The 22,264-nt window shown below is 26.2% G+C and carries 22 protein-coding genes; 11 read left to right on the forward strand and 11 right to left on the reverse strand.

Translation table 11 applies throughout. The features are described from left to right. Nucleotides 1-1,292: 1,292 nt before the first annotated feature. Nucleotides 1,293-1,616 (reverse strand): winged helix-turn-helix transcriptional regulator, encoded by a 324-nt coding sequence (locus ACRCZX_RS09310; protein WP_438582670.1) that lies wholly within the window; start codon nt 1,614-1,616, stop codon nt 1,293-1,295. Between the two features lie 166 nt (nt 1,617-1,782). Here ACRCZX_RS09310 and ACRCZX_RS09315 point away from each other — a divergent pair, with 166 nt between their 5' ends. The 4 genes from ACRCZX_RS09315 (at nt 1,783) to ACRCZX_RS09330 (ending at nt 6,410) form a co-directional block, all read left to right on the forward strand. Next, a complete protein-coding gene (locus tag ACRCZX_RS09315) occupies nt 1,783-4,224 on the forward strand; it encodes an FAD-dependent oxidoreductase (protein ID WP_438582647.1) in 2,442 nt (813 codons plus the stop codon). Nucleotides 4,225-4,425: 201 nt separating this feature from the next. After that, nucleotides 4,426-4,647 (forward strand): hypothetical protein, encoded by a 222-nt coding sequence (locus ACRCZX_RS09320; RefSeq protein WP_438582648.1) that lies wholly within the window; start codon nt 4,426-4,428, stop codon nt 4,645-4,647. Between the two features lie 88 nt (nt 4,648-4,735). Then, nucleotides 4,736-5,635, forward strand: coding sequence for a L,D-transpeptidase (locus ACRCZX_RS09325; RefSeq protein WP_438582649.1), 900 nt, complete (start codon nt 4,736-4,738; stop codon nt 5,633-5,635). Between the two features lie 412 nt (nt 5,636-6,047). After that, nucleotides 6,048-6,410 (forward strand): hypothetical protein, encoded by a 363-nt coding sequence (locus ACRCZX_RS09330; protein WP_438582650.1) that lies wholly within the window; start codon nt 6,048-6,050, stop codon nt 6,408-6,410. Between the two features lie 9 nt (nt 6,411-6,419). On the opposite strand, the gene ACRCZX_RS09335 is transcribed toward ACRCZX_RS09330, so the two are convergent. Together ACRCZX_RS09335 and recQ are read right to left on the reverse strand one after the other, a co-directional pair. Then, entirely contained in the window at nt 6,420-6,704 is a 285-nt protein-coding gene (locus ACRCZX_RS09335) for a GNAT family N-acetyltransferase (protein ID WP_438582651.1), read from the reverse strand. A gap of 67 nt (nt 6,705-6,771) precedes the next feature. Continuing rightward, nucleotides 6,772-8,934, reverse strand: coding sequence for a DNA helicase RecQ (gene recQ, locus ACRCZX_RS09340; RefSeq protein WP_438582652.1), 2,163 nt, complete (start codon nt 8,932-8,934; stop codon nt 6,772-6,774). 76 nt (nt 8,935-9,010) lie between these two features. Here recQ and ACRCZX_RS09345 point away from each other — a divergent pair, with 76 nt between their 5' ends. From ACRCZX_RS09345 to ACRCZX_RS09365, 5 genes are all read left to right on the forward strand, one after another. Beyond that, the gene (locus ACRCZX_RS09345; RefSeq protein ID WP_438582653.1) at nt 9,011-9,730 is read left to right on the forward strand and encodes an MBL fold metallo-hydrolase; all 720 of its coding nucleotides are present in this window, start codon (nt 9,011-9,013) and stop codon (nt 9,728-9,730) included. A 343-nt stretch (nt 9,731-10,073) separates the two neighbouring features. Continuing rightward, complete coding sequence (gene nikA, locus ACRCZX_RS09350; RefSeq protein ID WP_438582654.1) at nt 10,074-11,651, forward strand: nickel ABC transporter substrate-binding protein; 1,578 nt, start codon at nt 10,074-10,076, stop codon at nt 11,649-11,651. A 26-nt stretch (nt 11,652-11,677) separates the two neighbouring features. Beyond that, a complete protein-coding gene (locus ACRCZX_RS09355) occupies nt 11,678-12,610 on the forward strand; it encodes an ABC transporter permease (RefSeq protein ID WP_438582655.1) in 933 nt (310 codons plus the stop codon). Between the two features lies 1 nt (nt 12,611). Then, entirely contained in the window at nt 12,612-13,415 is an 804-nt protein-coding gene (locus ACRCZX_RS09360) for an ABC transporter permease (RefSeq protein WP_438582656.1), read from the forward strand. Nucleotides 13,416-13,418: 3 nt separating this feature from the next. Further along, on the forward strand, nt 13,419-15,089 hold the full coding sequence (locus ACRCZX_RS09365; RefSeq protein ID WP_438582657.1) for an ABC transporter ATP-binding protein: 1,671 nt from the start codon (nt 13,419-13,421) through the stop codon (nt 15,087-15,089). A gap of 58 nt (nt 15,090-15,147) precedes the next feature. On the opposite strand, the gene ACRCZX_RS09370 is transcribed toward ACRCZX_RS09365, so the two are convergent. The 8 genes from ACRCZX_RS09370 to ACRCZX_RS09405 all read right to left on the reverse strand — a co-directional run bounded on the left by ACRCZX_RS09370 (nt 15,148) and on the right by ACRCZX_RS09405 (nt 20,903). Next, nucleotides 15,148-16,701 carry an ABC-F family ATP-binding cassette domain-containing protein gene (locus tag ACRCZX_RS09370; RefSeq protein ID WP_438582658.1) on the reverse strand — a complete coding sequence of 518 codons (1,554 nt, stop codon included), beginning with the start codon at nt 16,699-16,701 and terminating at the stop codon, nt 15,148-15,150. 111 nt (nt 16,702-16,812) lie between these two features. Then, nucleotides 16,813-17,229 carry a MarR family winged helix-turn-helix transcriptional regulator gene (locus ACRCZX_RS09375; protein WP_438582659.1) on the reverse strand — a complete coding sequence of 139 codons (417 nt, stop codon included), beginning with the start codon at nt 17,227-17,229 and terminating at the stop codon, nt 16,813-16,815. Beyond that, on the reverse strand, nt 17,219-18,226 hold the full coding sequence (locus ACRCZX_RS09380; protein ID WP_438582660.1) for a hypothetical protein: 1,008 nt from the start codon (nt 18,224-18,226) through the stop codon (nt 17,219-17,221). The genes ACRCZX_RS09375 and ACRCZX_RS09380 overlap by 11 nt, the downstream gene beginning before the upstream one ends. After that, a complete protein-coding gene (locus tag ACRCZX_RS09385) occupies nt 18,216-19,196 on the reverse strand; it encodes an HlyD family secretion protein (RefSeq protein WP_438582661.1) in 981 nt (326 codons plus the stop codon). The genes ACRCZX_RS09380 and ACRCZX_RS09385 overlap by 11 nt, the downstream gene beginning before the upstream one ends. Nucleotides 19,197-19,415: 219 nt before the next feature. After that, the gene (locus ACRCZX_RS09390) at nt 19,416-19,613 is read right to left on the reverse strand and encodes a cold shock domain-containing protein (RefSeq protein WP_438582662.1); all 198 of its coding nucleotides are present in this window, start codon (nt 19,611-19,613) and stop codon (nt 19,416-19,418) included. 182 nt (nt 19,614-19,795) lie between these two features. Then, nucleotides 19,796-20,098, reverse strand: coding sequence for a hypothetical protein (locus tag ACRCZX_RS09395; RefSeq protein WP_438582663.1), 303 nt, complete (start codon nt 20,096-20,098; stop codon nt 19,796-19,798). A 2-nt stretch (nt 20,099-20,100) separates the two neighbouring features. Continuing rightward, entirely contained in the window at nt 20,101-20,508 is a 408-nt protein-coding gene (locus tag ACRCZX_RS09400) for a hypothetical protein (RefSeq protein WP_438582664.1), read from the reverse strand. 2 nt (nt 20,509-20,510) lie between these two features. Next, nucleotides 20,511-20,903, reverse strand: a complete 393-nt coding sequence (locus tag ACRCZX_RS09405) for a hypothetical protein (RefSeq protein WP_438582665.1) — start codon at nt 20,901-20,903, stop codon at nt 20,511-20,513. A gap of 181 nt (nt 20,904-21,084) precedes the next feature. Here ACRCZX_RS09405 and ACRCZX_RS09410 point away from each other — a divergent pair, with 181 nt between their 5' ends. Both ACRCZX_RS09410 and ACRCZX_RS09415 read left to right on the forward strand, forming a co-directional pair. Then, nucleotides 21,085-21,810 (forward strand): hypothetical protein, encoded by a 726-nt coding sequence (locus tag ACRCZX_RS09410; protein ID WP_438582666.1) that lies wholly within the window; start codon nt 21,085-21,087, stop codon nt 21,808-21,810. Between the two features lie 13 nt (nt 21,811-21,823). Continuing rightward, a complete protein-coding gene (locus tag ACRCZX_RS09415) occupies nt 21,824-22,258 on the forward strand; it encodes a hypothetical protein (RefSeq protein WP_438582667.1) in 435 nt (144 codons plus the stop codon). Nucleotides 22,259-22,264 lie beyond the last annotated feature (6 nt).

Here is a 22,264-nt window from a genome sequence, read left to right on the forward strand (position 1 = left end):
AATAGATAAATTAAAAATACTAGTTCCTAAAACCTGTATAAAAAGTAGAAGGAAAGGGGAGTTCAGCTCAGATGATATATTAAAATTGATAATTTAAAGATTTGAAGTAATAGCTTTGAGTAAGTGCTGTTAACAGCATCTTTTTGTCATACCAAAAAATATCCAAAATTTAAATTTGTATAAAAAAAGAACTCAAAAATCTTTTAGAAGAATTTGAATTCAGATTATTTTTCTTAAGTTGATGGGTATGGGGTATGGGCCATACCCATCAACTTAAGAAGTCAATAAAATCGAACGCTTTAGCTCTTTTTATAGTAAAATATTTTTACTAATATAAAAGGAGCTTTTTTAATGAAAAGGAGATCATAAAGACATACTCAGCCATATCTCTCTTAATCTCTTTGAAATAGACAATCTTTCTGTTAGTCCAGAAGCTCTCAATAAGAGATTCAATTCAAAATTTGTTAAGTTTCTTAAGGCTGTTTTTCTGAGGCTTCTCAATATCAGTTTAGATATAAAGAAACCTGAGAAAAAAAGTTTAGCAATCTTTAACAAAAGACTATCCAGGTGGTAAAAACCAAGAGGGTGAATATTCGAGTTTAAAAATTAATTTCATAAAAGATTTAAAACATAACCTACCAGTAGATGTACAGTACTTTAAAAATGGCAATGTAAAATCTGAAACTAGATATACACAACTAGATTTAGAAGCAATATGTAGTTCTATGAGCACAGCAGAAATTAAAGAAATTGAAAATATATACGTTGGTTCGGCCTTTGAAAAAGTTTCATGTAGATTAAATATTATCTAGAAAAAATACATTATTATGATTATCAGATATGTAGAATATTAGATAAATTAAAGATATTGGTTCCTAAAACTTGTATAAAAAGTAGGGAAAAAGAACTCAAAAATCTTATTAGAGAAATTTGAGTTCTGATTAATTTTCTTAAGTTGATGGGTATACTGAAGAGACGAGTGTTCGAAGAACTATAAAATCTGCTTTTGTAGTCTTAAGCGATTTTCTGGTCCGCTTAAAAGATGAAGAAGAATTCAATTTAATTTGCTTTAGATTAAAAAACATCAAAAAAAAGAAAAAAAAGGTTCCTGATAAATGAAATTCACCAAGAACACAAAGCAATAATAATATACATTTTTTTAGCCATTTTTGCAAGTGGTTTTTTGTTTTATACAAAATTAATTACAGAAATGAAAAAGAACCTAAATTTTAATTATTTAGGTTCTAATTTTTTGTTAGCTTGATAGCTATGCCATTCTAGTATAATTGAAATTAATTGTTACCTATATCCACGGTGAAATTATTAAATTTTATAGATTTAGAATAAGACTCTCCCCATTGTATAAGGTTTTTTAATATTGGAATAAGATTTTTTCCATGCTCTGTTAATCGATACTCAACTTTTGGTGGAACAACTAGATATATTTTTCTCTCAATTAAAGAATCTACTTCAAGTTCTCTCAGTTGTCTTGTTAACATTCTTTCATTTATATTCGGAATAAACCTTTTTAACTCGCTATGCCTAGCTACTTTATTTAAATTTATATAATAAAGAATTATTGGTTTCCATTTTCCACCCATTACATCTAATGTCATTTCAAAATAACAATTATATTTTTTATCTTTCACATAGCCTCCAATGAATCTATCTTTGAAGGATATTTTACCTTTTATTTGTAAAAAAGTAAATATGGACAAAAAAGACTGTACTTTACATTTGGATAGAAAATAAATATAATCAGGTAAAAAAGAGGAGTGTGTCATGAAGAAAATTATAATTGTAGGAGGCGTAGCTGGTGGGGCTTCAACAGCTACTAGACTTAGACGTTTAAGTGAAGATTTTGAAATTATTATGTTTGAAAAGGGAGAGTATATATCATTTGCAAATTGTGGATTACCTTATCATATAGGTAATGTTATAGAGAATAGAGAAAGTTTGATATTACAAACTCCTGAGAAAATAAAAATACGTTTTAACATTGATGTTAGAAATAACAGCGAAGTAATTTCAGTAGATACTGAGAATAAAAATGTGAGAGTAAAAAAAAGTAATGGTGAAATTTATTCTGAAAGCTTTGATACTTTAGTTTTAGCTCCTGGAGCAAAGCCTATTTTACCACCATTAGATGGTATTAAAAGTGATAAAATTTTTACTCTTAGAAATATAAATGATATGGATAAAATTAAAAGTTATATCCAAAACCGTAAAATTAAAAATGCTATTGTAATTGGTGGAGGCTATGTTGGAGTTGAAACTGCTGAAAATCTCCATGAATTAAAGATAAAAACATCTATAATAGAAGCTGCTCAAAATATACTTGCACCTTTTGATTCTGAAATAGCTAATCATATAGAAAATGAGTTAATTAAGAATGGAATAGAAGTGCTTTTAAAAGAGAAAGTTATTAAATTTGAGGAAAATGAAAATCTAATAAAAATATATTTAGAATCAGGAAAAACATTAGAAACAGAAATGGTTATATTATCTATTGGAGTAACTCCCGATACATTATTTTTAAAAGACTCTAAAATTACTTTAGGAGATAAAGGTCATATTATTGTAGATGAATTTTTAAAGACAAATATAGATAATATCTATGGCTTAGGAGATTCTATTTTAGTTAAGAACTTAGTGACAAATGTTCAGTCTTTTATTCCTTTAGCAGGACCAGCCAATAGACAAGGTCGTATTGTTGCAAACAATATCTCTGGAGCTTTTGAAAAATATAAGGGAAGTTTAGGAACAGCTATTTTAAAAATATTTAATCTTACAGCTGCTTCGACAGGATTAAATGAGAGAAATTTAAAAAGTTGTAACATACCTTATGAAAAACTGTATCTTCATCCTAGTAACCATGCAAACTATTACCCAGGTTCTAGTCCTATAACTATAAAAGCTATATTTGATAAAAATACAAAACAAATTTTAGGAGCTCAAGCTGTTGGAGTTTCTGGAGTTGATAAATTTATTGATGTTATAGCTACTACTATACATTTTAAAGGAACAATTGATGATTTAAAAGAGCTTGAACTTGCATATGCACCACCTTTTTTATCATCTAAATCTCCTGCAAATATGATTGGATTTATGGGAGATAATATTGTTAATGGGATGCTCGATCAAGTTTTTGTAGATGATTTAAAAGAGTTTGATTTTTCTAAAAATTTAATTTTAGATGTGAGAGAAAAACTAGAACTTATTTCAGGGACATTCAAAAATAGTATTAATATTCCATTGACTGAATTAAGAAAAAGAGTTGGAGAACTTCCAAAAGATAAGGAAATTTGGACTTATTGTGCTGTTGGGTTAAGAGGATATTTAGCTCAGAGATTCTTATGTCAAAATGATTTTAAAGTAAAAAATTTATCTGGTGGCTATAAAAATCTCTTAAAAGAAATCTCTTCTAAAGAAGAAACCAATATAAAATTAGAAGTGAATGACAATTTACAAAAATTACAGAATAATCCTATAATTTCGGATGAATATATTGATTTATCAGGATTGTCTTGTCCAGGACCACTTGTAAAAGTAAAAGAAAATATGGATAACTTAAATTCTGGGGATATTCTAAAAATAAAAGCATCTGACCCAGGATTTTATAATGATATTCAAGCATGGGCCAAGGCAACTAAAAATACAATTATTTCACTCGAAAAAGATAAAAACAAGACTTTTGTTCAAATTTTTAAAGGTGAAAATATTCAAAATAAAAAAGAAAATAAGGTTATAGAAACAAATGATGGGTTAACTATCGTTGTTTTTAGTGGCGATTTAGATAAAGCTATCGCTGCATTTATAATTGCAACAGGTGCTTTAGCTATGGGTAAAAAAGTAACTTTATTCTTTACGTTCTGGGGTCTATCAATTTTAAAAAAGAAAACGATAAATAGTAATAAAACAATAGTTGAAAAAATGTTTGGATTGATGCTTCCTAAAAATAGTAAGGGACTACCTCTTTCAAAGATGAATATGTTAGGAGTTGGTCCTAAGATGATAAGATGGGTTATGGGTAAAAAAGATATTATGCCTTTAGAAACACTTATGAATGAAAGCATAAAAAATGGGATTAATTTAGTGGCTTGTACAATGTCAATGGATGTTATGGGAATTCATAAGGATGAACTTATTGAAGAAGTATCTTACGGTGGTGTTGGACAATATTTAGGGTCAGCTGAACAATCTAATAAAAATTTATTTATTTAAAATAAAGAACTACCCCAACCTCTCTTAAGGTGGGGTAGTTCACTCCGTCTTTATTGTCAGCTCTTTTAACTTGTCAAGAAAGAGGAGCAGAAATAACTATAATAAATTTAAAGGATTATAAAATAGAGGATTGTACAGGATGCTATAATTTTTTCAGCACCTACATACGACCTTATTCCAAGTGCAACATTTTTAAAGTTTATGCACAGAAATTTAAGTTATGAAACTGCTTTTCTTGGAGCAATAGGAGCAATAGAAAAAAAATATCCTGTAACTGGACTTATTGCAGAAGATGGACTTAAGCGTGATAGAACAACTGATGAAGGTCGCGGACATCATTTAGATGAAATAAAAGAAACTCAAGGTGGTTTTTATACTCCTGAAAATAAATCTATAATACAATCTAAAATGAAAAGTATATAGAGTTATCTTCTAAAAAATAAAGATAAAGAAAAAAGATTTGAGAAAATTTTGAGTATAAAATTATTAAATATTGATATAGGAGAGAATTATGAAAAAAATAATTTTTACTTTTTTTACTTTGTTTAGCTTAGCTTTTTCCAATGAGGTTATATTGAGGAAAGAGTTATCTTATAATAAATACACTTTAGATCATTTTTATAAATATAAAAATACGTCTAGAGAGTTTCAATGGAAAAAAATAGAGGATAAGATATTATCTATAGACAGATTTAAAAATGAATATCGAAAAATAGGAACTTTAAGAAATTTTAAAAATTCAAATGGTAATCCATCTCAATTAGAAAGTTTTTTAACATCTCCAGAAAGAGATGAATATGGTGTTAGAAGATATCAAGGTATACCACTATATAAATCTTTAGATAAAAAACCAATAAGATATGGATGGGATGGATCTTTAGTGGGAATTATAGAAGAAAAGGATGGTTTTGTAAAAATAAAAATAGAGGATATAGAGGGAGAGTGGTGGACTTCAAAGAGATATGTAAAACAGATATTAAATGAACCTACAGATAAATTAATATTTATAGACAGAAAAAATCAGAATATAGTTACTTTACAGAAAAATGAAGATGTTTGGTTAATTAGAAGTATGAATCCAGCTACTACAGGTTTAGATAAGTTACCTCATAACTATCCAACACCTCTAGGAACTTTTGTTGTTCAAGATAAAAAAACTAGGATGAACTATTTAAAACTAGGAAGCTCATCTAAAATTGCAGGATTTGCACCATATGCAACTAGATTTTCAGGAGGAGGATACATTCATGGAATACCAGTGGAGCTACCTAGAACAGAAATTATTGAGCATTCTCCAACTTTAGGGTCAACACCTAGATCTAGAATGTGTGTTAGAAATGCTTCATCTCATTCTAAATATGTTTATGAGTGGGTAAAACCCCTTAAAACTCTTATTATTATCATTGAATAATTTATAATTTAAATGTCGGATAAGAGTTGTTAAATAAAAAGAGCTTTAAAAGTTGACTAAACTCTAAAGCAATTTTTTTGTACTCAAAACTAGAGAGTTCAAAGACTTCATTTGTAGTCAAATATATAAAGCTTGTCGGTGTTTTTTAGGTAATATCAGCTATCTCTAGAGCTTTTTTTAATCAATCGTTCTCAGCACTAAGTTTACCAATTTCAGCGTAAAATTCTTATTTTTGCTCTTCAAGAAGCACGATTTTTTTAAAGTTAGCCATAACTATAACTAATATTCTGCTAATTGTATTTTTGGTATAATTATACCTCGAAAATTTAACAACTTCAATATTTAATATTTATTTTCTTTAAGTGTAAATCAGGCAGCAGCAACGTTAGCAGCAGTAACAGTAGGATATGAGTTGGGAATTTTTAATGAATATATATTAGCTGGTACAATAATGATGATTATGGCAACTTGTTTTTTAGGATCTTTTACAACAGATTATTTTGCTAAAAAAATAATTCTTAATGAAGAAGAAGATGACACTTTATCACAAGAATCTCAGAGAATTTTAGTTCCGATTAATACATCAAATAATTTAGAAAATCTTATGGAGTTTAGTTTTATGTTACAGAGTATAAAAAAGCATGAACCTCTTTATTTTTTAAAAGTTATATCAGATGTAGATGATACAGATAAAAAAATTATAGAAAGTGAAAATTTATTAGAAAAAGTTGTAAAAAAGCTGAAAATTAATTCAGCTTTTTGTTGTTTTATTTAATTAGTTCTTTTAGTTTTTTACAATGTCTTTATATTTTTCTGGATACTTGTCAAAGATAAATTTTGCAAAAGAACATTCTGGAATAACGTTCCAATTGTTTTCACGAAAATATTTTACAGCTTCATCCATTAAAATATTTCCAATTCCCTTACCTTTATAAATATCATGAACTAAAGTATGTTCTATAATAACAGTATTTTCTTCTTCTTTTGCATAAGACAGCTTTCCAATTGTTTTATTATCCTCATTTTTTATATAAAATAAAGATTTATCCTTGTTGTGAAGAACTTCCATGACATCACTCCTTTTCTTCTAGCTTCAATATTAATATACTGAGATAAAAGAAAATTCTTTTTTTTCATTAAATATCAAGTAATATCAACTTAATCTTTTCATAAGTAAAAGATTCTGGTAGATGGTCTTTAATAGGTCTTAAAAAAGTTTTACCAACAATATTTACAGCTTGAAGCACTAAGCTTTTTTCATCAGTTGTATAAAATCTTGAAAAATCAAGTTCATTATAAACCTCTTTTGCACGAGCAAAGTGGTTTAAAACTGTTTCAACCTTAATATCTTGAGCTGTTGCTATCTCTGTAATTGAAAGCCCTTCTAAAAGAAGTTTTACAGTTTTTTCAAAAGTTGTAGATTTTACAGAACTAGATTTATGAGCTTTTAAAGTTTTATCTAATTTAAATAAAACATTCGTATCATTTGTTTCAGATATGTAATTTTGAAGAATAGATATTATTGATTCACCGTATTTATCAAATTTTAGTTCTCCAATACCATCTATCTGTAAAAGCTCAGCTTTTGTTAGAGGTTTATGGTTACATATCTGTATTAAAGTTTTATCTGAGAAAATAACATAAGGTGGAACTTTAGAGATAATGGCAGTTTCTTTTCTAAAATCTGATAAAATTTTAAATATATTTTCTCCTCCCTCTATAAGAGTAGATTCAGTGTTTATCTTAGAATTTTTATTTCTTTTTTTAAGAGAATCATCAATGTTAGAGATTTTCATAAATAGTTCTTCTTTAGCTCGAATAAATGTATAAGCTTTATGAGTTAATCTGAGAATAGGATATTTACCTTCAGTTGCTTCAAGATAAGAGTTACCAATCATATAGTCAATAATTACTTTTATATCTTCAGGGCTTTTGTTTTTTAAAGCTCCATATGTAGATTGTTCATTTAATTTGTATTCTCTAATTCGAGATGTATTAGCTCCTTTTAAAATATCTGAAATTAGTTTTGTTCCAAAACGGTCATTTAATCTTCCAACGCATGAAATTATTTTTTGAGCTTCTATAGTAATGTCAAAAAGATCTCCTTTATTTTCACAGTTACTGCAGATTAAACAAGCTTCATCTAAAGTATCTCCAAAATAGTTAACTATATATTCTGAAAGACATTTGTTTGTTCGTGTGTAATTTTCCATAGCCGACAATTTTTCATACTTTATTCCTATAAGTTCATCGTTAAGCTGTTCATTTTCAATAAATAATTTTTGAATAACAATATCTTTTGGATGATAAATAAGAATACAGTTTGAAACCAATCCATCTCTACCAGCTCTACCAGCTTCTTGGTAATAACTTTCAATATCTTTTGGAATATTATTATGAATTACCCATCTTACATTGGATTTATCAATTCCCATACCAAAGGCATTTGTAGCAACTATTATATCAGTACGGTCTAAAAGAAAATCTTCTTGATTTTTCATTCTTTCAGCATCAGACATTCCAGCATGATATTTTCCTATTTTTTTAAACTTAGAAATAACATCGAAAATTTTATCACACTCTTTACGAGTTGAAACATATATTATTCCACTTTCGTTTTCATGATCAGCTATAAATTTTTGAATAAATTTTAAATTATCTATATTTTTTAAAATAGAAAATTGTAAATTTTCTCTTCGGAATCCATTTCTAAAAATATGGGCATCAATATTTAAACTATCTAAAATATCTCTAGTAACTTCGGGTGTAGCAGTAGCAGTGAACGCAGACACGACAGGATTCGAATCTAGAGCTTCTATAAAGTTTTTGATGTTTTTGTAGCTTGTTCTAAAGTCATGCCCCCATTGGGATATACAGTGAGCTTCATCAACAGCAAGTTGAGAGATAACTATTTTTTTTATAACTGCTAAAAATCTAGAATTTTGAAGCCGTTCTGGAGCGACATATATTATTTTATATTCACCTTTAGAAAGTGAATCATAAATTATTTCACACTCGTTATTTGAAAGGCTACTATTTATAAAAGTTGCAGGAATTCCATTTAATTTTAAAGCATCAACTTGGTCTTTCATAAGAGAGATTAGAGGTGAAATAACTATTGTTAATCCTTCAAACATCAAAGCTGGGATTTGATAACATATTGATTTACCTCCACCAGTAGGCATTAAAGCAAGAGTATTTTTTCTCTCTAAAATATTGCGAATTATATCTTCTTGTCCTTTTCTAAATTCCTCATATCCAAAATATTTTTTCAGAATTAATTTTTCTTTTGTAATCATAAAATTTGCTCCTTTATATTTTTAGACTTATATGTTATTATACAACATTATCTACATTTTGTTAAAGAGGTGATTTATGGAAAATTTTAAAAGTTATTATATTTACCATAGTTGTTTTGTAGTTGAAACAGAAAAATATTTTTTAGTTTTTGATTATTATAAAGATCCAATAAAATCTGAAAAAGATGATATATCATTAAAAGATGCTGTTTTAAATACATCAAAAAAAGTATGTATATTTTCATCTCATGCTCATTATGATCATTTTAATAGTGAAATTTTAAATTGGAAAAATAGATATTCTGAAATAAATTATATTTTAAGTGGAGATATAATTTTAGATAAAAAATTACAAAATTATAATATTATGAATAAAGATGAAGTTTTAAATTTAGAAGAACTGAATATAAAAAGTTATGATTCTTCTGATGCAGGAGTTTCATTTTTGGTTTTAGTTGATAAAATTCAAATCTTTCATGCTGGAGATTTAAATTGGTGGTATTGGAAAGATGATACACCTGCAGAAGAAAAATATATGAAAAATCTTTATATGGGAATAGTAAGCAAGATTATGAAAAACAAAGAGATAGATATAGCATTTTTCCCAGTTGATCCTAGATTAGAAGAATTTTGTTATTTAGGAGTAGAATATTTTATAGAAAACGTGAAACCTAAAATAATAGTTCCAATGCATTTCGATGATAATTTCTATGTCACTAAAGAACTTAAAAATAGATTGAATAAAACCGAAATTACGAGTATTGAAATCAAAACTAGTAATTCGCGTTTAAATTAAACACAGTGTCTAAAGATGAACGTATTTTATTGTGTTGTATAAAAAGTAGTTTGATAATAGAAATTTAAAAAAATATAAAATACAGAAAAAAAACATTGTTGACAAAATATTACGGATATGGTATTATATATTCAAACCGATGATTAAGTAAATTTAATACCCCCCAAAATTTATTTATATCTTTTTATTTTAATACTCCCCTGTATTTATAGAAAAAGTCCTTTTTCCCCAAAAGGACTTTTTCTATTTTTTTTTTGTAATTTTAAAATTGACATTTTATATCACGAATGATATTATTTTAGTACAATTTTTTGATTGAACAAAATAATATTTGGGGGTAAAATTGAAGAAAAAAATAAAAATACTAACATTTTGTATAATGTTATTAATAGGTTGTGGAAAAGAAAGTTCCAATACTTTTTCAAAAGATAACACTTTAAAAGTAACATCACCAAAAGATATAGGAGAATTAAATCCTCATTTGATGACAAGTTCACAATTTATTCAAGATTGGGTATATGAAGGTCTTGTAACTTTAAAAGATGGCGAGATAAAGCCAGTTTTAGCTCAAAGTTGGACAATATCATCAAATGGTAAAGAGTATATTTTTAGTTTGAGAAAAGATGTTAAATTTAGTGATGGATCAGAGTTTGATGCAAATTTAGCTAAAAAAAATATAGATTCAATACTAGAAAATAAAAAAAGATTTGGATTTTTACAGTCTTTACAAGAAATATCAAGAGTAGATGCAGTTGATAAATATACATTAAAACTAGTTTTAAATAATCCTTGTAATTCTTTATTAAAAGATTTAACTTTTACAAGACCAATAACATTTTTAGGTGAAAAAGGATTTTCAAAAATAGAGCCTACATACAAAAAAATAGAACTTCCTATAGGAACAGGTATGTGGAAAATAATTGAACACGTTCAAAATCAATATGCAATTTTTGAAAGAAATGAATATTATTGGGGAAAGAAACCAAACTATAAATATGTAAAAGTTTTAATAGTTCCAGATATGAATACAACAGTTTCAATGCTTAAAGCAGGAGAGATTGATTTAATATTTGATAATCTTGATTCATTGTCTGTAGATTCAATAAAAGATTTGAAAAATAGTGGTTTTGAGGTTAAAATTTCTAACTCAAAGCAAATTACAAGTTTGAGTTTAAATACAAATAAAGGCATTTTAAAAAATAAAAAAATTCGTCAAGCATTAGCTTATGCTACAAATAATGAAATAATTTCAAAAAATATTTTTGAAGGAGATAGAAAACCTGCAAAAAGTTATTTTACAGATGATGTCGAGTATGTAAAAAATAGTAAAGTTGAAAACTATGAATTTAATTTAGAAAAATCAAATCAACTTTTAGAATCATCAGGATGGATTTTTACAGATGAGAATAAATTTAGAAGTAAAGATGGTAAAATATTAGAGTTAACTATTAGTATAGATAATAGTTTTAAAAATGGAAAGGTTTTAGCAGAAGTTCTTCAACATCAATACTCTAAAGTAGGAGTTAAGATAAATATATCTCAAGAAGAATCAAAACTATTTCGTCAAAATTGGTCTAAAGCAGATTTTGATATAATAATGTTTAATTCATGGGGAGCTTCTTATGAGCCATTTGCAACATTTGCAGCAATGACAACTTCAGGAGATAAGTTTAACGTTGTTCAAAGAGGTGTTCAAAATCAAGAGGAACTTCATCAAAATATGTTAAATGCTTTAAGTGAAGTAAATGAAGAAAAATTACAAAAGAATATAGATTATATAATACATTCATTCTATGATGAAGCAATCTACATTCCTTTAACAGATACAGTTATTACTGCAGTTTTTAAAAAAAATTTAGAAGGAATTCAGTTTTCTGATATAAAAGAAGCTTTTCCACTTCAAGATATTATAAAAAAGTAAAAGAGATTTAATTTAAAGGAGAAAAGTTGATTAAATACTGTATAAAGAAAATTTTCAAAATAACAATATTATTTTTTATTATATCTGTAGTTACATTTTTAATTGTAAGAATAATACCAGGAGATCCTGTAATAGCTTATTTGAATACATTTAATCTTCCTATGACAGAAGATAATATAAGCTTTATAAAAAAAGAGATGGGATTTAATTACTCTTTGCAAAAACAATATTTTTTATGGATTCAAAATATTTTTAATAAAGATTTAGGAAAGTCATTTCTTACAAATGCAGATGTTTATTTAACAATTAAGACATCTTTAATTTACACTGTTGAATTAACTGTAGCTAGTTTAGGATGGGTAATATTGTTAGGATTTCCTTTTGGAATAATTTCTTCTCTTTATCAAAATAAGATTTTTGATAAAATGATTAGAATATTTTCATTGTTTTCTATATCAATTCCAAAATTTTGGCTTGGATTTTTAATGATAAATATATTTTCAGTTCAATTAAAAATATTTCCAATTGCAGGAGCGTATAGTAGATGGAGTATTATTCTTCCATCTTTAACATTATCTTTATCGTATATAGCTTATTATATAAAAGTTATTAGAGAAAATATGATATATAATCTTAATCAAAACTATATAAAGTATGCAGAAATAAGAGATGTAAAAAAAATAGATTTAATTTTCAAATATGCTTTTAAAAATTCATTAAATCCAATATTAACCTCTTTGGGAGTTAATATTGGCAGTATGCTTTCAGGAGCTGCTATTGTAGAAAATATTTTTGCTTGGCCTGGTCTTGGAAGATTGATTGTAGAGGCTATAGATGGCAGAGATTATCCTGTAATTCAAGGATATATTTTAATTGTATCAATTATATTTGTATTTATTAATAACTCAGCAGATATTCTTTGTTATTACTTTGATCCTAGAATTAGAAAGGATTTTTAAAATGAAAAATAAAACAATATTACTATGTTCTTTAATTTTGATATTTTTTTTTACAATAGGATTATTTGCAAATATAATAGCTCCTCATGATCCATATTTAATAGATATAGAAAAAAAGTTTTTAAAAGCTAGTTTAATTTATCCTTTTGGAACTGATCATCTTGGAAGATGTTTTTTTTCGAGAATTGTTTATGGGCTCAGATCAACTATTCTTACTTCATTTATAGTTTCTATTATATCTATGTTTTTGGGATTGATAATAGGAATAGGAACAGGATTTTCCAATAAATGGATAGATATGATAATCACAAAATTTATAGATATATTTAATTCATTTCCAAGAATTATATTTATTTTAATAGTTATAAGTACTTTTAAAGCGAGTTCTTTTAGTTTGGGGTTAGCTATTATATTAACAAAATGGATATTATATGCAAAAATATCTAGAAATTTAACAAAAGTAATAAAAGAAAAAGAATTTATTTTATCAAGTAATCTTCTTGGTACAAATAAATTTAAAATAATTTTATTTCAAATATTACCAAATATATTACCACAAATAATTTCAATTTTCACAATTGATTTTGGAAATGTAATTTTATCTTTAGCTGGATATTCATTTCTTGGATTTGGAGCAAAGCCACCAAATGCAGAGCTAGGAATGATGTTAAATGAAGGGCGTACATATATATATAATAATCCAAATTTAATTTTTTGGCCAGGTTTAATCATCTCATGCTTTGTTTTGAATCTAAATATACTAGGAGATAAATTGAATGAGAAAATAGAGAGTTTAAAGGAATAAATTATGAAAATATTGGAGATTAAAAATTTATCTATTTATTTAAAAGATGTAGAGTTACTAAAAAATATTAATTTTGAAGTAAGTATAGGAGAAAGTATAGGAATAGTAGGAGAAAGTGGAAGTGGAAAAACACTTTTAATTTCTTATATGCTTTCTCTTCTTCATGATAGTAAATGGAGAATAAAAGGAGAAATAAAACATAAAAATTTAAAATTTGCATTTATTCCACAAGATTCTAAAAATGCTTTTAATCCACTTTTAAATATAGAAAATCATTTTTTTGAAATTTTTTACAAAAAAAAATCAAAATCCGAAGTAAGAGAAAAAGTAATATTAATTTTTAAAAAAATGTATATTGAAACTCCAGAAAGAGTTTTAAAATGTTATCCATTTCAGCTGAGTGGAGGTATGCTTCAAAGAATAGCAATAGCTTTAGCTATTTTAAAAGAACCTGATATATTAATAGCAGATGAGCCAACAACTGCTTTAGATTTAATAACTCAAAATGAAATTTTATATCTTTTAAACTCCTTAAAAAATTCTAAAACATCAATTCTTATAATTTCTCATGACTTTAAAGCTATAGAAGCAATTGCAGAAAAAGTTTATGTTATGTCTAAAGGAGAGATTATAGAAAGTAATTCTTTAAAAAATATTTTAGAAAATTCTGAGAAAAAATATACAAAAGAATTATTATCATCAATACCTCGTTTTTTACCAAAAGATAAAAAAAAATCTTTTTATAATGAAAAAAAACTATTAGAATTAAAAAATATATCTCATTTTTATTTAGAAGGTAGAAAAAAAATTGAAGTTTTAAAAAATATATCATTTAATTTAAAGAAAGGAAGTTGTCTTGGAATTGTAGGAGAAAGTGGTTCTGGAAAAAGTACCCTTGCTAAAATAATTACAGGACTCCAAGATCCAAAAGATGGACATATATATTATAGAGATGAATTGATGAGTAAAAAAAAATATAAAAAAAATCGTAACAAAATACAAATGGTTTTTCAAAATAATAGTGATTCTTTAAATCCATATAAAACTATCTACAATATATTATCTGAACCTTTGGACAATTTGAATAAAGGATTCTTTTTTTCAAAAATAAATAAACATAAAAAAAATGAACAAATATCAAAGTATTTAAAAGATGTTCAGTTGTCATGTGAAGAGATTAAAAAATATCCTTCACAATTTAGTGGAGGTCAAAAACAAAGGTTAGCTATAGCAAGGTCTTTACTTGCAAAACCAGAATTATTGGTACTTGATGAACCAACAAGTAGCCTTGATGTAACAACACAAGCTAGAATTTTAAAATTATTAGAAAAAATAAAAAGACAAAATGATTTAACTTATATTTTAATATCTCATAGTTTAGAAGTTGTTCATCAATTATCAGATGCAATTATAATTATGTATAGAGGAAGAATTGTAGAAAAATTTTTAAATACTGACAGTTGTTTTTTTGTGAAACATCCATATTCTAAAAAACTATTCGATTTATCTTTAAAAGTAAACATGAATATTTTACCGTTAAAATCCGAAAAAATTAATAATATTTCTGGTTGTGTTTATTATGATAGATGTTTAGAAAGAATAGAAATTTGTAAATTTAAAGAGCCTGAATTGAAATTGTTAGAAAATGAGCATTTTATAGCTTGTCATCTATAATTTTTGAAATGAAAAAAGTAAAAAAGCTCTGTCAAATTAATGACAGAGCTCTAAAAAATTATATAATCTTAGTTGACCAATCTTCAACGTTCCAAACTTCAGTAGCAACATCAGTATAGAATTCAGGCTCGTGACTTACCATTAAAATAGTTCCATTGAACTCTTTTAACGCTCTTTTTAACTCATCTTTAGCATCTATATCTAAATGGTTTGTAGGCTCGTCTAGAATTAAGAAGTTAATTTCACGGTTCATTATTTTAGCAAGTCTAACTTTAGCATTTTCTCCACCAGAAAGAACACGCATTTGACTTGTAATATGCTCTGATGTAAGTCCACATCTAGCTAATGCTGCTCTAACTTCAGCATTTGTAAGCCCAGGAAACTCATTCCAAAACTCATCTAAAGCAGTAGTTTTAGAACTTTCTTCTTCTTGTTTAAAATATCCAATTTCTAAGAATTGTCCATGCTCTATTTCACCAGACAAAGCTTTAATTCTTTTTAAGATTGTATTAAGAAGAGTAGATTTTCCTAAACCGTTAACTCCTTTAATAGCAATTTTTTGATTACGTTCTATTGAGAAATTAAGTGCTTTTGTTAATGGTTCATCATATCCTATAACTAAATCTTTAACAGTAATAATCTCTCTAGATGGAGTACGAGCACTTTTAAATCCAAAAATTGGTTTTGGTTTATCTCTAGCAATCTCAATAACATCCATACGATCTAATTTTTTCTGTCTATCTTTAGCTAGATTTGTAGTTGCAACTCTAGCTTTGTTACGAGCAATAAAATCTTCAAGATGTGCAATCTCTTTTTGCTGTTTTTTATAAGCAGATTCAATCTGTCTCTTTTTTAGTTCGTACATCTCTCTAAATTGCTCATATCCACCAGTATATCTAGTGATTTCAGCAGCTTCAATATGATAAATTACATTTGTAACTTCATTTAAGAATGGAATATCATGTGAAACAAGAATAAATGCATTCTCATAATTTTTTAAGAAGTTTTTTAACCATATAATATGGTCTTCATCTAGGAAGTTTGTAGGCTCGTCTAGAATTAAAATCATAGGATTTTCAAGTAAAACTTTAGCTAAAAGAATTTTTGCTCTTTGCCCACCAGAAAGTTCTGATACATCTTTTTCAAGACCGATATCTAAAAGACCTAATCCTGAAGCATACTCTTCAATTTTAGAATCAAGGTTATAGAAGTCAGCGCCTTCAAGAATACTTTGAATCTCTCCAATTTCTTCTAAAAGAGTGTCCATCTCTTCTGGGCTACAATCTCCCATTTTTCCATAAAGATCCATTATTTCAGCTTCTAAACTAAACATAGATGCAAATGCAGATTTTAAGACATCTCTGATTGATTTACCTTTTTCCAAAGTACTATACTGATCAAGATAACCTGTAGTAATATGATTACACCAAGAAACGACACCTTCATCAGGCATAAGTTTACCTGTTATAATGTTTAAGAATGTTGATTTACCTTCACCGTTAGCACCAACCAAACCAACGTGTTCTCCTTTTAAAAGTCTGAATGAAGCATTTTCTAAAATAACTCTAGAACCAAATCCATGACTTACATTTTTTACATCTAAAATACTCATAAGTTTTGTACTCCTAATCTATTTATTTGATTTATTTATTTTTTTGAACATCAATATAATTTTAACATGAAATTATATTAAATGATATAGAAATTTTAATGATATAGTGAACTAAATCAAATCTTTTCCAAAGACTTCATCTAAAATTTTTTCGAGGTCTTCATAAAGTGCTTTTGAATAAACTTTTTTATAAACGTTGTTTAATTCATCTATAACAGTTTCAATTGAAAAGCATCGAATAGAACCTTTATCAGTAATTGAAATTGAATAACTTCTTTTATCAGTTGTTGAATAAGATTTTTTAATATACTTTAACTCTTCTAATTTTTTTAAAATTTTAGTAACAGAAGGTTTTTCAACTATTCCTAATTCAAAAATATCTTTTGGAGTAATATTTAGATTTTCTTTTATTTTTAATAAAATAACAGCTCCTGAAAAATCTAAATCTCCACCTTTTAAATGATTATTAAGATATTTTTTTTGATATCTACTTAATTTAGATATTAAAGTAACAAGATTATCGTTCATTTTTTTTATCACCTAACATAATTAAAATTTTAGTCATAACAAACGAAATTGCTAAAAATATGCTTATCTGTAAAGCTCTAGCGCTTGCTTTTGAAGTTATATCTCCAGTTGGAGTTAGATATAAGCATATTGGTAATATAGTAGCTGAAATTAAGCTATTAAAGAAGGATTTTATAATTTCTGAATTTCCATAATATTTGAAATATAGTATTGGGAAAAAAATAATAGATAAAGATAATAAAAATAAAATCATACTACTACTAAATCCATTAATAAAGAAAGAATAAATAATTGCAATTGAACAACCAGTTAGATGTATAGATATAACTAGTGGTGTAAGTTGATGTATTTTTTTAAAATCTAAGTTTCCATACATTACTGCAAGAGTTGCAAATGCAAAAAAAGTTTCTTTAATATTAAAAATAATATATAATAACCAAGTTAAAAAAATAATAGTAGTTAATAAAATTATTTTTTTAATATGAACATCTTCTTTTATATTTTTATGATTTGATAAGATTTCTTTTTTAATAATTTTTTCGTCATTTCTAAAAAAAGTTAAAATTATAAAGCCTAAAATACCACCTAAAATACTGACTATAACGATATCATAAACTAATTTTTCCATATTTTGATTTGCATATGTTGAATATACAGATGTAAAAGAATAGCCTAAAATACTATTTAAAATAGCTTTAGGATTTTTTTTTACAAAATAAAAGCAGGTAAAAAATATTCCAAAAGAAAAAATGGCGAATAAAAAATATTTTTCTTTGAAGAGCTCACCAGCTAAAACTCCTAATGCAGCAGAAAGTGGCAACCACGAATTACTTTTTACGAATTCTTTTAAATTGAATTTTGATGTTGTGCTTACAACGCTTAAAGCTATAATTGGAATTTCAAAACTAAATGAATATGTTGTATATTTAGCAAGAGCAACTCCTAAAACAATTGCTAAAAAACTTTTTATAATATTTTTATTATGATTAATAGGCATAATTGAAAATCCTTATCATATTTATCCAAATTTTTGCTAGAAAAGTATAAAATACACCATTATTTTGAGGTAAAAGTATAACAGAAGCTTTAGAGCCACTAGATAAATTTTTTACAGAGTCAGAATTTTCAATTTTGACAGCAATTCTAACTTTTCCAGAATCTCTAATCCAACGATTATCATCTGTAATGTTAACAAGAGTATTTGAAGTAGAGAAACCTTCAGCTAATACAGGGATTATTCTATCAACTGTTCCTTCAACTATTGTTTCTGAAACACCATCAAAAACTATAAGAGCTTTTCTTCCTTTTGTTATAGATTTTAAATTCTTTTCTTTTAAATCTACATTTACTGTTAATAAATTATCATTTTTTATATAAAAAAGAGTTGTATCTTGTTTTACAAGCGTGTTAAGGTAAAAATTATCCATAACTACTTCACCAGATATAGGAGCTAAAGTTACAGTATTTTTTAAATTTATTTCAGCTTTTTTTAAAGACCCTTTAGCTATAAGCAGCTGTGGAGTTGATGCCTCTTCTTTTTTGTATTTTATAAGTAGATTGTTTAAAGTATTTTCAGTATCTTTTAAAGTCTTTTCAGATTCAATAAATTTTGTGTTCATATTTTGATAATCTAATTCATTTATATATTTTTTCTCGAAAAGGTTTGTATATTTAATTAATTCTTTTTTATTTTGTTCAACTAAAATTTTATTTTTTTTTATAAAAACTTTTGTTTTTTCAATATCGTTTTTTATATTTTGAATAGAATCTAAAACTTCATTGTATTGCCCCAAAGAAGATTTATATTGAGCTAGATAAATATCTTTGTCGACTTCAAAAAGTGGTTGTCCAATTTTAACATGGCTTCCATTTTGGATGAAAATATTTGTAACGCTTTCAGAAACTTTACTATAAACAGGTACAACTTGATATTCTAAAAAAGCTCGAGAAGAATAAGGAATATTCATTTGAACTCCGATTGTTAAAAAAAATACAAAAATAAAACAACTGATAATAATAAGGTATATAAGCTTTGCCTGATTTTTAAACTGCATGAAAATCAACTCCTAATATAGTTTACTAGTAAACTACTTTTTATTCTAATATAACATATTATTGAAATAAAAACAATAAATAATACAAAAAATAAAAAAAAGAGAGGATACTTAGTATCCTCTCATAGTTAACTATCTAGCAACTATATTTTCAGCTTGTAATCCTCTGTCACCTTTAACAACATCGAATTCAACTTCTTCGTTTTCTTTTAAAGATTTGAAACCATCTTTTTTGATTTGAGAGAAGTGTGCGAATACATCTTTCCCGTCCTCACCAGTGATGAATCCGAATCCTTTTTCTTCATTAAACCATTTTACTGTACCTTTCATTAAAGTACCTCCGTTATTATTGTTAGTAAGTATTGTTACCAAATCAATAATATTATAAAGAAGTACCTGTTAAAATAGTTCTTTAAAAATTATTAATTACTTGTTTGATCTTTACTACAAAGATAGTATAACACTTTTTTTAAATATTGTAAACATTTTTTTTTATTTTTTATGATTTATTTTTAATATCCATTATAAGGTGTAGGAATTGGTCTGTAATAATCATTGTTATTGTTGTTATTATTGTTGTTAGAGATTATTCCACCTACAATAGCAGTTCCAATAATAGCAGCACCAATGGCTTCTTTTCTTCTTTTTCTTCTTACAGCAGTTTTAATGTCTCTTCTTACTTCTTGTCTTATTTCTTGTCGAACATGAGCTTTTACTATTTCATGTCTTATAACAGGGTGAATAGGTCTATTATATCTTGCAAAAGATGTTGTTGCTAAAACTGTTAACATAATTGCAGCAAAAATTTTCTTCATAATTATTTACCGTCCTTTTTTAATGTTTCTCCAAATCTTGAAACTTCTTCTTTATTAAATACAATGTAATCTTCAGTTCCAGCAAAATCTAAAATAAGAACACCTTCATTTTTATCATATTGTATGTGATAAAACTGTAAAGCACTTTCTTCTGGATTATTAGCATTAGCAATAATACCTGGAACTTGAACTCTTGGAGCACCATCTTTTAGTGTATTAATTAAAATAGACTTGGGTAATCCAAAAGTGACAACAGCTTTACTCTTAGTTTCTAATGCAAAATAAACATTACTATTTTGAATATGTATTCCAATTTTATCAGTAGATACAGGAATATCATTTTTTATAATATCTGCAGCAAAAATATTCATAGAAGTTAAAATCCCTAAAAGTGCTAAAATCTTTTTCATAATTATTTAACCTCCATTACTGTTTTGAAAATTTTATTGCTTTCATCTTTTGTAAATTGAATATTAAAATCTTCATATGTAGGTTTTATATTTAAAGTACCATTTGCTAAAGAGATATCATATAATTCAACTTCTAATTTGTTCTCTTCAATACTATCGTAAAAACCAATAACTTCTTTTTGATTTTTTCCATTTTTTACATCTAGAATAACATCATTAGCTAATCCAAATAAGTATGCCTCACCAGATTTGCTAGTTAAAGATATATATGTTGTACTTTCAACTTTTTCAATCTTCAAATCATTAAAATTCATAATTCCTTTGTCACTTTTAAAATCTGCAGCAAAAATATTTGCTGATAATAAAACTGAGATTCCTAATAAAATTTTTTTCATTTAGTTCTCCTTATAATATTCCATTTTGAATATTATTATGATAACACAATTTACTCTTTTTTAGAATTTGAAAAACAGTTGATAAATAAGGGTATGAAATTGCAATGTAAAAAAAGGAATATTTGTGAAGAATTAGTAAAAGATACTTAGAATTTATTTTAAAAATGGGGAGGAAAAAATTATGAAAAAGTTTTTGTTGCTGTTATGTTTAATTCAAATACTAGGATGTAATGTATCATCAAAAAATTCTCTAAAGGTTGAGAAAAAAAGTGAATTTATAGAAACTTCAGCAGAAATAAAAAAAATTGAAGAGGATATTAATACATTCTATAAAGATGTAAAAGATGTTCAATACAGATTTAATGGAGATTACAGTAAAGAGGTTGTTCCCTATATAGTTGGGAAAAACTTGATAATACCAATTACACCATCAAAAATAAGAGATAGTGATTATCTAAGTATTGGAGTTTTAATTGATTTAGAAAATAAAACTGAAAAAGTTTTATTAGATGGATTGAAAATTGATTATTCTGAATTTAAAAAAATAGTCGATATTGGAAATGAGTGGGCTAATAAAACATCGAATTTTGAAGCAACACATATTCTAGAAATTCCTATTGTTGAAAAAATAGATATTGAATTTCCACAAAGTGATAAAGCAAAATCATTTCGTGCTGTTATGATTTTTTCAGAGGGAACTAGAGATAGAAATGTACTTTTAAGAGAAATTGGAGAAGGTGACAGTTTAATTAATATCTCTTTAAAAAGAGATCATTTAATGCATTTAGCAGAAGGATTATCGCCACTTTATATAAAAGGAGCCTTAAATCAAAGTAGTTCAACTATTCAAAAAGAGCTAGAAAGTCTAAAAATTCAATATAATGAATTAAAAATGATTTTAAAATAGGGAGGTAAATATTATGAAAAGATTATTGGTTTTATTTTTACTTTTAGTTACAACAGTTTTTGCTGAGGTGAAAAGTGAGCTAAAAAGCTACAAAGTTAGTGTGGATAAAGAGGGAGTTGAAACAAAAGTTGTAGCAACTGAAGCAACTCCTGGAGATATAATACTTTATAACTTTTTTATTGCGAATGAAACAGAGGAATCTTTAAAAAAGATTAATCCTACTATTCCAGTACCGTCAGGAACAACTTTTTTACCAAATAAAGCTGAACCATCAAACTACTTAGTTTCTGTAAATGAAAGAGATTTTTTACCTTACCCAATAATGGTTGATGGAAATCCTATTAATGATTCTGAATACAAACTAGTTAGCTGGAATATAGAAGAATTAGAAGCAGGTAAAAATCTTAATTTGGAAATTAGAGTAAAAGTAAACGGAGGTGAGATATAATTTTTT

Origin of the sequence: Cetobacterium sp. (assembly GCF_051658645.1) — a bacterium.
Classification (GTDB): domain Bacteria; phylum Fusobacteriota; class Fusobacteriia; order Fusobacteriales; family Fusobacteriaceae; genus Cetobacterium_A.